The sequence below is a fragment of the Streptomyces ortus genome (assembly GCF_026341275.1).
GTDB lineage: Bacteria > Actinomycetota > Actinomycetes > Streptomycetales > Streptomycetaceae > Streptomyces > Streptomyces ortus.
Map to the genome: position 1 here is coordinate 5,277,526 of NZ_JAIFZO010000002.1, position 13,694 is coordinate 5,291,219.

The following is a 13,694-nucleotide window of genomic DNA, read 5'->3' on the forward strand; positions in this document are numbered from 1 at the left end:
GCTTTCCTCAGCTAGGAACGGGTTCGGATGCTGGACGGCGTGGTCCTGATCACCGGCATCATGGCCGCCGGGAAGTCCACGGTCGCGCAGGCGCTGGCCGAGAGACTGCCGCGGGCCGCCCACGTCCGGGGTGACGTGTTCCGGCGGATGCTCGTCACCGGCCGCGCGGAGTACGAGCCCGGAGCGGGCACGCTGAGCGAGGCCGAGGCCCAACTCGGGCTGCGGTACCGCCTGTCGGCGGCGACGGCGGACACGTACGCGCGGGCGGGCTTCACGGCGGTCGTCCAGGACGTGGTCCTGGGCGCGCATCTGACGGCCTACGTCGACCTCGTACGGACGGCGCCCCTGTACGTCGTCGTACTCGCCCCGGGTCCCGACGCGGTGGCGCGGCGGGAGGCGGGGCGGGCCAAGACGGGATACGGCGCGTGGACCGTCGAGGACCTCGACCGCGGTCTGCGCGCGGACACCCCGCGGCTCGGGCTGTGGCTGGACACCTCCGAGCAGACCGTGGGGCAGACGGTGGACGCGATCGTGGCGGGCCGGGAACGGGCCCGCGTCCGCTGAGCCGGCCAGCGGGACATCAGTGAGAAGCCACTGGTCAGGGCGGTTTCGGGGCGTTGTCAGTGGTGCCGGGTAGTGTTCCGGTCAGTGGGGGAGGACCGCTGGGCGGCGGGCCGTTCTCCGGATGTTTCGAGGCGCATCCGGATGCCTTGGCGTGCGTGGCGGCATGCCGGAGCGCAGGGCTGTGTGCCGCCCGGCCCGGTTCTGCCGGGGGACTGCGAACAACGATCCGCGGGGGAACGATGAGTACGACGGACACCGGCATCGGCACCAGTAGCAGCACCAGCACCAGCACATGCCCGAGCACGAGCACGAGCACGAGCACGAGCACGAGCACCGAGACGATCACTCTGCACGAGGACGCGCTGGACCCGTACGTCACGCACGCTCCGACGCGACGTTGGCTGACGGGCCCCGGACTGCCGGTCGAGAGCGGCCTGTTGACCTTCGAGGCCCTGCGCGAGGACGGACTGCGGACGGTGGCGGACTCGACGGGAGACCCGGCCGCTCTCCCGCCCGAACTGCGCGGCCAGTTGGTGATCGGCGCGCTGCGGGACCCCGCCGGCCTGGAGACGGAGTCGGTCCTGCTCGACGGGGCGACGGGCGAGGTGTCCACCACGTTCTTCCTGCACGACCGCCCCGGCCTGATGGACCGCGTCCCGCTCGCGCCCTCGCTCCAGACGCTCACGGACTTCGTGACGGCGACGGAGGAGATGTCCGCGAGAAGCGGCCAGTTCGCGTTCTACGAAGGCCGGTACGGCCCCAAGGCGGTTACGGCGATGTCGCGGCAGTTGCTGGCGCTGTTCGAGGAGGGCGTCGACGGCGAGGTCCCGCCGTTCTGGAAGATGGCCGCGCTGATCCGCCCGATGGCCCTCGTCGCGGGCCCGCCGGCCGACTCCGCGCTGACCCTCGACCTCCCCGCCCGCCTGCTGGACCAGGAGTTCGGGCACAGCCGGGTGGTGCGCTTCGAGGACGTCGACTTCCCCGCCGTCCTCGCCCACGAGCCGACGCGGCACTTCCTGCGCGAGACGGGCCTGCCCGAGGACGGCTTCCTGTTCCAGCTGGACACGGACGTACCGCTGCCGACGCTCGCCGAGTACTACGAGGACGAGCGCCCGGACGTCCTCACCTCCGACCAGCTCCCGTCGAACGCGGCCCATTTGATCCGGCTGGGCCACCTGATCGAGGACAACAGCCTGATCGTCGACGGCGAGACAGGCGCGATCCTCGACTGGAGCGAGCCCGACACCACGCTGTACGCGCTGAACACGGACGTCTCGACCCTGGCCTTCACCCTGTGGCTCCTGCACCGCGAGCGCACGATCGACGAGTCCCTCGCCCACGAACTGACGGAGGAGGCCTACGACCAGCTCGCCACGACGATGACGCAGACCCTCGCGACGGTCGACCCCACGGGCACCGCCCCGGGCTCCGAGTGGCACTACTGGACGGAGATGTTCCAGGACGAGGCGGGAGGAGTCCTCTGACCCACCCCCGAACGCTCTGACCCGCCCCCCCCGGACGCCCTTGAGCCGCCCTCTCACGCCCCGGGGCCGACCCCCCGAAGGCAGCCGACCCCGAAACCGAACAAGAGGCCGTGGCGGGAATTGAACCCACGTGCCTCGCTTTGCAGGTTTGTCCGGGCTCGTCAAGGACTGATCCAGGCTCGTTCGGCGGCGTTCATACCCGTACGGATGCCAAATCCGCCGGGCGGAGTGAACGGCCCCGGACGGCTGCGTACGGCGATGAACGAGACGGAAACTGAGACGGGACACCGACTAGCCCAGTGCCTGCCTGTACGTGGCGAGCGGTCTAGTGCTCCGCCTTCTCCCGATGCCGTGCGACGCTCAAAGGGCGACCGGAGTACATGCAGGTGGGGCACTCTTCCCATCCGCTGTGCTCAGCGGCCTCGACTACGGAGACGTCCGGCCCAAACCCGTGATGTGCGAGAAGACGAACCACGGAGTTGCCGTACCTAGTGCGCAGGAGAGCGGACTCCGCGATCTTGTCGTGCCCAGGGCGGAAGTAGGCCGTGCGGCTCGTGCTCTGGCCGCAACCGCACCAGCAACGGCCCGATGGTTGAGGTCCCGCCGGACCTTCAGTGTTCGTCATGCGCTCACGTTAGAGACTTCCTGGTCTGTCGATGGTGAGGTTCAGGATTCCTCTCCTGAGCAGTCCGGATGCAGGTCTCCGTGGTTCGGATGATCCTCGGACGGGAGGAGTGGGATTGGCCTCACGCCTACTACCACGTGTTACGAGTAGTTGACAGGATGACGTCATGCGACGAGTGCATCTAGAAGCGGCCGAAGATCACGTCGAGCGACTGGCGAAGGAGCACGATCCGGTTGGGGCTGTTAAAGAACTCATCTGGAACGCCTTGGACGCCGACGCTCGAAGCGTGCGGGTTTCGATCGAGCGGTCCCTTACGGAAGGCGTAGAAAAGGTCATCGTCACTGACGATGGAACAGGGATCACGCCCGAAACCTGCGAGGCCACATTTGATCGTATTGGCGGTTCCTGGAAAAAGGGTGCCCGTGTTTCTCAGAAGCTTGGAAGGCCGTTGCACGGTCAGGCTGGGCATGGGCGCCTGCGTGCTTTCGCTTTGGGGGCGTTCATTCGGTGGACAACTATTGCTGACGGTATTGACGGACGCCAGAAGTCGATTATTTCCGCCCATAATGCCTCTAGGAATGATTTCCAGATCGGGGACCCGCAGTCGACTGGCGAAGATACCGGAACCGTCGTCGAGGCGTGGGGGCGTCAGTCTTCAGTCCTGAATAAACTTTTGGTGGATAGGGCTCGCACTCAGATCACTACCGAATTTGCCCCGTACCTAGCCATGTACCCGGAGGTGGTGATTGAGTTTGACGGCGAGAGGATTGACCCGCAAGGGGCCATCCAAAAGGAGACCTCGTACGGTCTCGAATTTACTCACGACGGGCAGAATGAAACCGCAGTTCTGCGCGTCATCGAGTGGGACATGCGCGTCGATCGCGAGTTGCACCTGTGTGACGCAGAGGGTGTAACGGTTGACATCACCGAGGTGCGGATACAGGCACCGGGATTTGATTTCACGGCCTACGTGCTGTGGCGAGGGATGCCTGACCACCCCAATGAGTTTCTATTGGGAGAGGCTTCGGACGGGCCGGTCGCGCTACTTCTTTCCGCCACTCGGCAGCAGTTGCGGGACCACTTTAAGTCTCGCGCAGTGGAGCGCCGTCACGAGATTGTTGACAGGTGGAAAGATGATGGTTTGTACCCCTATCATGAGGAGCCGCAAACGGAGGCCGAGAAAGTTGAGCGCGAGACTTTTGATATTGTCGCTACGACTGTGCAGCGTCATATGCCTAAGCCGGCCAAGCATCAAAGGGCGACCCTGGCTCTGCTGCGAGAATCCGTAAAGCATCAACCCAGTCATGTAAATAAAATTCTGGATGAAGTGTTTCGGCTGAGTTCGGATGACAAGTCAGAGCTGGACAGGCTCCTCAACCGAACTAGCCTCTCAAGCATTATCAAAGCATCGAGCAGCGTGGCTGACCGTCTAGACTTCCTTGCGGCGCTATCGCATATGGTCTTTGATGCTGAAGCGAAAAAGCTCGTTAAGGAGCGTACTGAGCTGCACAAGATCCTGGAAAATGAAACCTGGATCTTTGGAGAGCATTACCAGCTCCTTGTGAGTGACAGATCGCTTGACCAGGTACTCAATCGACACCTGGAGATCCTGGGAAGGGACGAGCAGACGCCAGCGCCCGTGCGTAGGGAGGATGGTTCTGTTGGAATTGTTGATCTAATGCTTTCAAGGTCACGCAAGGAGCATGACCGGAGGCAGCATCTGGTCGTAGAGCTCAAGGCTCCCAGAGTTAAAGTGACCGGTAAGGAGCTGGAGCAGATCAAGAGCTATGCTCTAGCGGTTAGCGAAGACCCTCAATTCGCCGATGTTCGCGTAGAATGGGACTTTTGGCTAGTCACCTCGGAAATGAATAAGATGGTCCGTGCTGAGACCAGACAGAAAGAGAAGCCTCGTGGGTGCGCCTGGGATTTATCGGAAGGTGAGGCTTCAATTCGAGTTTGGGTGAAAACCTGGTCTGACTTGATCGAAGAGAGTAAGGGTCGTCTTCAGTACTTTCGAGAGCATTTTGATCATGACCCTTCGGTCGAACAGGCTATGGAGTATCTGAGGCACGTCCATGCGCAATACGCTCCGGAAGCGCTCGTTATGGCGTCGCGTGAGGCAATCGACGATGTCGATTTCCCTGATGGCGTCACACCAAACGGAGAGTCACCCAACGGCGAGGAAGCGTCACCTGCGGACACGGCGCCAATTTCGGCTGAAGGGGTGCAAACCGCCGACAATCAGTAGATGGACCGGGTAGGGCAGGCATGCCCGGATGCGTCCCGGCCGTGGGATCATTGGTGCCAAGAGATGGAGCGACGCGAAAGGAGCCGAAGTGTCAGAGGCCAGTCCGCGCGGGACCTACCTTGTCATTGCGGAGGCGCTGCGGAGCGAGATCGATGAGGGCGAGTCTTTGCCGTCGGAGGCGGCTCTCATGCGCTCACATAACGTGTCCCGCAATACGATCCGCCGCGCGCTCAAGTCCCTCGAAGCTGACGGTGTTGTCGAGTCTGCACCGGGGATCGGATGGCGACCCGCCCGGAGTGGCGACCGGAGATCCCTCTCGGAACGTATGACTGACGTGATCGCTGAGGATTCGCTGTCGGTGGGAGCCGCATACCCCTCCGAGGCGAAGCTGTGTGAGCGGTTCGGAGCGTCCCGGACCGCAGTGCGCCGTGTTCTTGCTCAGATGGAGGGAAACGGCTTGCTCGCCACCGTGCACGGCAAGGGGCGGACCGTGCGCACCCTCCCGGCTCCTACCGTGCGGCCGTAGTCTTGGCCGTCATGGGACTGACTGAGTGGGCTTACTCGCTCTCCGAAGCGATGCTGTCCGAACCGTTGCCGCGCCGGTGGGCGCACTCTCTCGGGGTCGCCAAGCGTGCTCGCTCGTTGAGCCCGATCCTGGGTGCCGATGCGGAGCTGCTGGAAGCCGCGGCCGTGCTGCATGACGTCGGGTACTCGCCGGCCATCGCAACCACGGGCTTTCACCCGCTGGACGGCGCGCGATTCCTCCGGGGCCAGGAAGGAGCGGACGAGCGTGTCGTTCGTCTCGTGGCTCACCACTCTTGCGCGCTGCTGGAAGCCGAGGAACGCGGACTGAGGCGGGAGCTTGAGGGGGAGTTCGAGCTAGAGCGTCCGGACCTGGTCGACGCTCTGCTGTACTGCGACATGACGACAACGCCTGACGGAACAGCGACCACGCCGACCGCCCGGCTGGACGAGATCCTGAAGCGGTACGGTCCCGACACGATCGTCGGGCGGTTCATTCAGCGCGCGTCTCCCGAGATCTACGCAGCGTCGGAGCGTGTTGAGAGCCGGTTGGTGCTGGTCTCTGCCGACGATTAGCCGATGTAGGGTTCCCGTCGCGATTCATCCAAGCCGTGCCGAATACGCAGCATCATCGACGGGTGGATATCCAGTCCGTCTAGGTCCGCTGGGTTTACCCAGCGGACCTCTTTCGATTCACTGCTTGTGCGCAGGGAACCGCCCGTGGGGTGAGCCCGGAAGCAGATGGAGAACTGTTGCCGGACTTCCCCGTCGTCGTACGCCAACACGTGAGCAGGGTCAGTGTAGAGCCCGACGATGTTGTCGACCGCAACCTGAATTCCTGTCTCTTCCAGGACTTCCCGGACGACTGTTTCACCGATGCGTTCACCAATGTCGTGACCGCCGCCAGGAAGGGCCCATAGGTCGTTGTCGGTCTTATGGATGAGGAGAAGCTGCCCTGAGTTGTCCTGGACAACTGCGGTGACTGAGGGCACTACTGAGTTGGCTTGCGGAGCGTTCGGGTCGCGGAAGTAGTCGATGCGGCTCATCAGTGCGTGCCTTCCCATTCGGCCGGCGAGGAGATCGGTCGGGCGGACTCCCAGACCCTCTCAACACTCTCAGCGTAGGAGTCGAAGAGTTCTCCGCCGGGGACGCGTCGCAGGTGCAGTACAGGGGCCATGTAGGCGCCGACGCCGTAAAGATGGCCGTTCGCCAGCATCTCGTCATCGGCTCGATAGATCGAGTTGTAGAGGGTGGTTCCATGTAGGCGAAATTCCACCCCGGGGAGACGGAAGAGCGGACCGTAGTTGATGAGTGCGTTCCGGATCTTCCCTCCCATCGTCGCACCGATTCCCTCGTCTTCCCCGCGCACTGCTACAGCGGACGACGTCGGCTCTCCCAGCATGAAGCGAATCGGGACCCCGTCGGCGGACTTTTCTTTCACGATGCGGTGGAACGTCGCGTCTTCTGTGAGCCAGAAGCCGGAGTACACCAGCACATCGAATTGCCGCGTCGATTTGGAGTAGAGGTTTGTCCATAGTGTTTGCATCACGACGGACCGGTGTGGATAGAGCCTGACTAATTCCGCGTTTCCAGAGGCCGTGACCTCAGCCGAGGTGCGTTCATCGGGCCATAGGTACGACACTTCGCACTTCAGCAGTGAGGCGGTGGCGTACTGGAAGCGACGGTACGGCTTGCGCTCGGGGTCGTTGATCCATCGCTCAACCGTCTTGGGTGCGACCCCGAGCCGCTCGGCAACCTCATCGAGCGTCAGACCCAAGTCCACTATCGCGCCGCGTAGTCGCTCGTTCGCCATGCCAACCTCCCTCTAGCCGGGACGACTTGGTACGACTTCACGCTATCCAAGAACGACCCAGGTCGTACAGGTGCGAAGTCGAGCGTCGCCGGTGCTGGCGTCAGGCTGTAGGTGCATCGCAGCGAGGGGCTCGCCGAACTTCAAAAAGCTGAAGGGCTTGACGGGGTGAATCTCTCTCTGCATGATGAGGAACACGTACTACATGTACCTCTCAGGGCGGGGACGCTGCAATCCCGCTAAAGGCCAGGTGGAACAGGGTTTCGGCCCGTACTGGCGAGGTGGCCCGGCGACCGCGAGCAACGGCCGGAGAGTGGGGACTGAGTCCCCCTTGCAGTGCTGGTTCTTGTTCCTTCGATCTTCGGGAGTTCTTGTGCGTCAACGAATGCTTTGGGCGTCGCCGTGATGGACCGACCGGCGGCGCCTACAGAGCAGATCTCCGGTCCGTCTTTGGCTCGCGACACCTCGTGCCGCGGCCGGCTGCCTCTCCCGTCCGTCCGTCCCGCGCACCGCGTGAGGACGTACGGACGGGAGCGCGGGGAGCCGGAATTTCCTGGTTCCACAACGGCGCGCGGCCCCGGTGTTCGAGCACCGGGGCCGCTTTTTCGGGCCGTTCCGTCGATTGAGGAGAGACGACCCATGAAGTGCATCGTTGCTGGTCATGAAGCCGTTACCGCGACGGAGTTCGCGGAACTGGCATTCGGTATCGACCCGGAGCTGTTCACCGACCCGGCCATGGAGTCCGAGGGTGATCGGGTGGTGCGGCTGGACGTGGCGCGCGAGGTGCTCGCGGAGCTGCGGGAGTCGGACCCGCAGGCCGCGGCGTACGCGGAGACCTTGCTGCGTACGAGCCCGCTGAGGGACGCGCGGGCCGCGGCCCGTCGGCCGCGGACGCGCCGGACGGCGCGCAACTCTGTGGCGCGTACGGCGGTGGCCGCATGAGGGAGCGCGAGATCCTCGACAGCTTCCCCGCCGGTCACCCGCGCGGTTCCTGGCCGGCTGAGGAGCGGGCCGCGGCGCTGCGGGAGCAGGGCGAGAGCGCCACGGTCGTCATGGACCTGGACACGGACAGCTTCCTGATCGTCTCCGAGGGGGCTGCCGTATGAGCGGGACCCTGACGCTCGACGAGGTGGCCGTGCCCCTGCGGGCGCTGCGTCTGCTGACGGTGGACTTCGGGCACCTGCCGGCTCCGACCGTGCACGTGACTACGATCTACCCGGAGCGGCTGGAGTTGTCGTTCTACGACGACCTCTCCGGCTTCGAGATGTGGCGGGAGGCCCTGGGGGTCGCCCCGGACGCGGTGACCTACCACGTGCAGAACGACGGACGGACGGGAGTCCTGAGCGCGGGCGTCGACCACGCGGGCGCCATGGTGCACCTGATGGGTTACGCGGACGTCGTCGCGCCGGTGTCGGTCGGGGGTGCGGCATGAGTGCCGCGGCCCGCGTCAACGCCCGGTCGACGCCCGTCGAAACCGCGTCGACGCCCGCCGCGGTGGACCACGCGATCACCGCGCTCGCGGCCGTGCTCACGGTGCTCCTGACGGCGGTGGCGTTCTGGCTCTCCTACGAGCACCTTCAGGAAGTAGCCGCCCGGCACGGCATGCAAGAGGCGGTGGCGCGTTCTTGGGCGTGGCCGGCCACGGTGGATCTGTTCATCGTGATCGGTGAGCTTCTGATCCTGCGTGCCTCGCTCGCTCACCGGGTCGACTGGTGGGCAATCGGCCTGGTCACCGCAGGTGACGGGGCCTCCATCGCGCTGAACGTGGCTGGCGTCGGGCAGGATGCCGACGCCCTGAACTACGTGGTGGCCGCGGTTCCTCCGGTGGCCGCACTGCTGGCGTTCGGTGCGCTCATGCGGCAGGTGCACGCCTACCTTGCCCGCCGTGCTTCGACGGGCGTCAACCCGCCGCCGACGGGCGTCGACGCACCCTCGACGCCCGTCACGGTGCGCGTCGACCGCGAGCCGGCCGCACCGGCTGCACCCGTGCTTCCGGTGCTTGATCCGGTGCCCGCGGCTGTGGCCGTGCCGGTGGCTGTGGAGGCCGCGTCGACGCCCGTCACTCCGGATCCGGTCCCCGTCGACGCGGTGTCGACGCCCGTCGACCTGTGCGCCCCGGTGGTCTACCCGAACCGGGTGGATCAGTTGGTGCGCGCCCTGTACGGCACGGACTTCGTGCAGCCGAGCACGGCCCGCATGACGCAGGCGATGGCCGCGGCGGGGCTGGGAACGTCGGAGTCGACGGCCCGCACCGCGCGCGGACGGGTCAAGACCCGTGAGCCGCACCTGGCAGACCTCCCGACCGCGCTAACCGGCTGAGCGGGAGGACGGCGCTCATGTCGTACTCGTTCGCCAAGTGCTTCGACCCCAACGGCGCCCGCCACGGGATACCGACGTTCCCGTGGCGCTGCGCCCCGGACGGCTACGCCACCCGACGGCAGTTGCGGGCCCGCGGCATGCGGCCCGGTGGTCAGCCGGTCGCCGGGCAGGTTCTGCGTCCGCGCTACCGGCGCGGCCCGCTGGTCGCGTACCTCTACCGCCTCGACCAGGCCAAGCCCGTCCGGCCCATGACGCCGGCGAAGCGGGCCGCGCTGGTCAAGGCCAACATCGCGCGCCGCACGTGCCCGCAGTGCCGTACAGACGCGGGCTACGTCATCCCCACCTCGCTCGGGGTGTGCGTGCCCTGCGCGTACCCCGACGACGAACAGCGCGCCGCCTGAACATCCCTCACCTCATCTGGGAGTTTCGCTGTGACCAGCCGTACCCGACCCCGCCGCGCCGTGAAGGTGCCCGCCGGGGCTACCACCGTCCGTATCCCGCGACAGCGCGGGCGCCGCAACGCTCAGCCGTTCGTCGTCGTGATGCCCGAACGCCGCTCCTTCACCCGCGAAGCTGTATCGGCCCTCGGCAGTGTGCTGTGGCACTTCCGCCGCCAGCTCGCCCCCACCGGCTTCGCCGTGCTGGTCTTCGCCCTCTCCGGGCTCCTTCACATGCTCGCCTCATGGTCCGGCTTCCTGGTCGGCACCGCCGCCGTGCTGGCTGCCGGATGGCTGGCGATCGTGCAGCGCAACCGCCCCGAGACCGGGACCGTGCTGGCCTGGCGGATCGGGCTCGCCTCGCTGGCCTTCCTCGCGGCCGGCTGGATGGCCACGGCCACCGTGCTCGGTCCCCTGACGGGCCCGCTGGAAACCGTCTGGCTGCTCATCTGCATCGCGGCTCAGGCCGTGTGGCTCATCGTCCGTCGCACCCACTGACCTGCTGAGGAGACGCCTGATGGCATCCAACTCGCGTGCCCGTACGGCCAACGGCCGCCCCGCGTCCGGGGCGAACGGCGCGGCCAACAAGTCCAACAAGTTCGCCAACGCCGGGGCCGCCGCCGGCGGGTTCATCGGCGCCATGGGCGGCTCGTTCGTCCCCCCGGTCAACATCACGGTCAACAACAGCAAGGGCGCCAAGGGAGGCGTGCCCGGCCCCCGCGGCGGCGGCTCCGCCTTCGTCCTGGGTGACCCGGAGTTCAACAACACCGAGGACGTACGCAACTACTGCAATCACGCCCGCGCCCTGATGATCCAGGTTGGCATCGAGCTGGCCATGGCGTCGAAAATCCTGGAAGCCCGTCTCGCGCAGGCGCAGCGGCTGCCCGGTGACAACCCGATCGAGTCCCGGATGCGGGCGAAGAAGGTCGGTTGGAAGCTCAAGCGGGCCGCGGACGGGGCCACGGCCGCCGCCAAGGGTGCGGTGGGCGCGTACGGGGCGTTCACCCGCGAGTACGCCGACATCATGCGGCCCCGTCCCCAGCAGGCCCCGCCCGTCAACCCGTTCCGGTTCTGAAAGGCAGTCGCGTGATGGCAAGCAAGTGGACTGCCCAGGACGGACGCACCTACCCCGTCGACGTCCGCCAGCATGAGGACCGGCTCAACTCCGGTACCGGCACCGGGCTCGGAGCCTGGCTCGCACACCGGGCCAAGCCCTACACCCCGCCGTGGATCGTCACCGGCGCGGTCGGCGTCGCCGGAGCCGGGGCAAGCCAGATGTGGGCCGACTCGGCACCGGCCGGCGTCGGCCTCACCCTCGCCTCCGTCGCCCTCACCGCGGCTGCCTGGTGGGCGGGGAAGGCGACCGGCCCGCAACGTCGCCTGCACTCCGCAATCACCGTTGCGGCGGGTTCGTCGTGGTTCACCTCCGCCGCGTTGGCGGGGCCGCTCACCGGCCCGCTCCCGGACCTCTACCTGATGGGTGGCGCCACGGTGGCCCTGTCGTGGAACATCCGTCAGCTCATGCGCACGGCAGACGGAGAGACCTCCGGCGAGTCGTCCTCGGACAAGAGCCTGTTGGAGAAAGTGGGGCTCGCCCGGACCAGGCTCAAGGACGTCAAGGTCGAGCCGAACCGGGTCACCGTGCCGTACGAGCTTCCGGCGGGTGAGCTCACCCACGAGGACGCGGCCAAGGCGATTCCGCGGATCGCGTCCGCGTTGGACGTGCCGACCACGGCCATCCGTCACCAGGAGGACCCGGAGTCCGCGCGCAAGGGCGCGTTCGTCATCGTGCCGGAGGACCAGTTGAAGACTCCGACCGTGTGGCCCGGCCCGTTCGCCCCCGGGCAGAGCGTCGCTGTGCCGCTGCGGGTCGGCGTCTATGACGACGGCTCGGATCTCGTGCTTCCGCTCCTGGACGCGATCCATATCCTCATCATGGGGATGACCGGCTCCGGCAAGACCGAGGGCGCCCTCGATGTGCTGCTGGAACTGTTCAGCCGCAAGGACGTCGTTGTGTGGCTCGCGGATGCGGCCAAGGCGGGACAGGACTTCCAGCCGCTCCTCCCGGCAGTCGACTGGGCCGCGCTCGACACCCCGTCCGCCGGCGCCATGGTCGCGGCTGTCCAGGCCGTGATTCCGGCCCGCACGGCGTGGCTGCGGGACCACGGATACCGGTCCTGGGAGCCCGCGGCTGCCGAACGGCAGAGCGACCCGGCCCACTCGTGTGCCGCGTCCGGTGCGTGCGGCTGCCCGGGGATGCCGTATTTGGTCGCGTGGATGGAGGAAGCGGCCAAGCTCCTGCGGGACCTGGGGGACGACACGTTCACCGGCATCGCGCAGGAAGCCCGGTCCGCCGGCGTCTCCCTCGTCATCTCCATGCAGCGCGCGTCCGGCTATCAGCTGTCGACCGACACCCGCGCTTCCCTGCCGGCCGCCATGTGCTTCGGCGTCCGCGGTGACGACGCCACGTTCGCGCTGCCGGACGAGGTGCTGTCCGCCGGGGCCAACCCGGCGGCGTGGGCGAACAAGCGCAAGGGCTACGTCTACCTCGTCAGCGCGGGCGTGGATGAGGACCTGTACGCCAACCCGGCCCGCACCTTCTGGACCGGCCCCGCCGGCCAGTACGAGCGGATGGCCGGCTGGGTCGTGGACACGTTCGCCGGTATCCGTGCCGAGATCGACCCGGTGACCGGAGCAGCCGCGGCCCGCGTCGCAGGGGACCGGTTCACCAACCGCCGGACCCTGGCCGGTACTCCGGCCGCCGCCCCGGAACCCAAGTCGGCATCCTCGGAGTCGGCGTCGTTCGCTGAGGTTCAGGAGTCGGCCCGGCACGTCGCCGCACTGGTTGACCCCGAGGACGCCGATGCGGACGCGAGTGCGGATCTCCCGCCGGTCGGCGTCAACGTCGGCATCCCGCAGGGCAAGCCGTCCACCGAGGAAGCGCGCGAACTCCTGGACGAACTCGTGTCGATGCTCGCCTCAGTCGGCCCCGGCACCGTCGCGGTGCGGGACGTGAAGCCGTACCTGGAAAAGCTGGGCCGTGACCGTTCCTGGGTCTCCAAGGAACTCAAGCGGCTCGCCACGGAGGGGCGCCTCGCCCCGACCGCCGAGGAAGGCACGTACCGGTTGGTGCCCACCCTCGCCGGCGTCTGACACCGAGGGCCGCACACCCGCACACCCCGGCGCACCCGCACACCCCGAATCCCCACGTGACGCGGCGTGTGAATTGGGCCGCACACCGGCCCGCACACCCTCACCGCACACCCATCCGCCGCACCGCACACACGGGGCGCGCGGCTTACCCGAGGAAGGCTCCGATGACCCATCACGACCCGCCGGGGATCATCGCCCCGCACATCCCCGCCGACACCTACCGCCGGGCACAAGCCACCGGGCAACCGGTCGTCATCGTCGTGAACACCACCGACCCGACCGGCCTCCCGTGGCGCCGGATTCTGGTTCCGCTCGCGATCGCCGGGGCCGCGGCCCTGGGTGGGTGGGGGCTGGTCGTCGCGCTGTGCGCGCTGCTGGACGCCGCCGCCCACACCGTGACCGTCATCGCCGGCGCCGCCGGACCCATCGGATTCGGAGGGATCACCCTCCGGCTCGCACGCGGCAAGCACCTCTAGCTACGCCAAGGGCGGCCCCTCCATCTCGCCAAAGAAGCGGGGCCGCCCTTGTCAGC

General features: G+C 66.9%; 16 protein-coding genes. 14 read left to right on the forward strand and 2 right to left on the reverse strand.

What is annotated here, in order from left to right; genetic code table 11:
• The first annotated feature begins 27 nt into the window (after positions 1 to 27).
• The 5 genes from K3769_RS26685 (at position 28) to K3769_RS26705 (ending at position 6,019) form a co-directional block, all read left to right on the forward strand.
• Positions 28 to 564, forward strand: coding sequence for an AAA family ATPase (locus tag K3769_RS26685; protein WP_267028822.1), 537 nt, complete (start codon positions 28 to 30; stop codon positions 562 to 564).
• A 239-nt stretch (positions 565 to 803) separates the two neighbouring features.
• Complete coding sequence (locus K3769_RS26690) at positions 804 to 2,048, forward strand: SUKH-4 family immunity protein (RefSeq protein WP_267028823.1); 1,245 nt, start codon at positions 804 to 806, stop codon at positions 2,046 to 2,048.
• Positions 2,049 to 2,839: 791 nt separating this feature from the next.
• Positions 2,840 to 4,921 carry an ATP-binding protein gene (locus tag K3769_RS26695; protein ID WP_267028824.1) on the forward strand — a complete coding sequence of 694 codons (2,082 nt, stop codon included), beginning with the start codon at positions 2,840 to 2,842 and terminating at the stop codon, positions 4,919 to 4,921.
• A gap of 88 nt (positions 4,922 to 5,009) precedes the next feature.
• Complete coding sequence (locus tag K3769_RS26700) at positions 5,010 to 5,447, forward strand: GntR family transcriptional regulator (RefSeq protein WP_267028825.1); 438 nt, start codon at positions 5,010 to 5,012, stop codon at positions 5,445 to 5,447.
• Positions 5,448 to 5,458: 11 nt separating this feature from the next.
• Complete coding sequence (locus K3769_RS26705; protein WP_267028826.1) at positions 5,459 to 6,019, forward strand: HD domain-containing protein; 561 nt, start codon at positions 5,459 to 5,461, stop codon at positions 6,017 to 6,019.
• Here the strand turns inward: K3769_RS26705 and K3769_RS26710 are convergent.
• Together K3769_RS26710 and K3769_RS26715 are read right to left on the reverse strand one after the other, a co-directional pair.
• Positions 6,016 to 6,489: an NUDIX domain-containing protein gene (locus K3769_RS26710; RefSeq protein ID WP_267028827.1), complete on the reverse strand. Its 474-nt coding sequence runs from the start codon at positions 6,487 to 6,489 to the stop codon at positions 6,016 to 6,018. The two genes, K3769_RS26705 and K3769_RS26710, sit on opposite strands and share 4 nt — an antisense overlap.
• A complete protein-coding gene (locus tag K3769_RS26715; RefSeq protein ID WP_267028828.1) occupies positions 6,489 to 7,256 on the reverse strand; it encodes a helix-turn-helix domain-containing protein in 768 nt (255 codons plus the stop codon). The genes K3769_RS26710 and K3769_RS26715 overlap by 1 nt, the downstream gene beginning before the upstream one ends.
• Positions 7,257 to 7,892: 636 nt before the next feature.
• On the opposite strand from K3769_RS26715, the gene K3769_RS26720 reads away from it, so the two are divergent.
• The 9 genes from K3769_RS26720 (at position 7,893) to K3769_RS26760 (ending at position 13,638) form a co-directional block, all read left to right on the forward strand.
• A complete protein-coding gene (locus tag K3769_RS26720; protein WP_267028829.1) occupies positions 7,893 to 8,195 on the forward strand; it encodes a hypothetical protein in 303 nt (100 codons plus the stop codon).
• Complete coding sequence (locus K3769_RS26725; protein WP_267028830.1) at positions 8,192 to 8,359, forward strand: DUF8839 family protein; 168 nt, start codon at positions 8,192 to 8,194, stop codon at positions 8,357 to 8,359. Before K3769_RS26720 ends, K3769_RS26725 begins: the two co-directional genes overlap by 4 nt.
• Entirely contained in the window at positions 8,356 to 8,685 is a 330-nt protein-coding gene (locus K3769_RS26730; protein WP_267028831.1) for a hypothetical protein, read from the forward strand. The genes K3769_RS26725 and K3769_RS26730 overlap by 4 nt, the downstream gene beginning before the upstream one ends.
• Positions 8,682 to 9,572, forward strand: a complete 891-nt coding sequence (locus K3769_RS26735; RefSeq protein WP_267028832.1) for a DUF2637 domain-containing protein — start codon at positions 8,682 to 8,684, stop codon at positions 9,570 to 9,572. Before K3769_RS26730 ends, K3769_RS26735 begins: the two co-directional genes overlap by 4 nt.
• 17 nt (positions 9,573 to 9,589) lie before the next feature.
• Positions 9,590 to 9,973: an RRQRL motif-containing zinc-binding protein gene (locus K3769_RS26740; protein ID WP_267028833.1), complete on the forward strand. Its 384-nt coding sequence runs from the start codon at positions 9,590 to 9,592 to the stop codon at positions 9,971 to 9,973.
• A 30-nt stretch (positions 9,974 to 10,003) separates the two neighbouring features.
• Positions 10,004 to 10,507, forward strand: coding sequence for a hypothetical protein (locus tag K3769_RS26745; protein ID WP_267028834.1), 504 nt, complete (start codon positions 10,004 to 10,006; stop codon positions 10,505 to 10,507).
• A 19-nt stretch (positions 10,508 to 10,526) separates the two neighbouring features.
• Entirely contained in the window at positions 10,527 to 11,084 is a 558-nt protein-coding gene (gene traA / locus K3769_RS26750) for a plasmid transfer protein TraA (protein WP_267028835.1), read from the forward strand.
• Positions 11,085 to 11,098: 14 nt separating this feature from the next.
• Complete coding sequence (traB, locus tag K3769_RS26755) at positions 11,099 to 13,162, forward strand: plasmid transfer protein TraB (RefSeq protein ID WP_267028836.1); 2,064 nt, start codon at positions 11,099 to 11,101, stop codon at positions 13,160 to 13,162.
• Positions 13,163 to 13,326: 164 nt separating this feature from the next.
• Positions 13,327 to 13,638, forward strand: coding sequence for a hypothetical protein (locus tag K3769_RS26760; RefSeq protein WP_267028837.1), 312 nt, complete (start codon positions 13,327 to 13,329; stop codon positions 13,636 to 13,638).
• Positions 13,639 to 13,694: the final 56 nt, after the last annotated feature.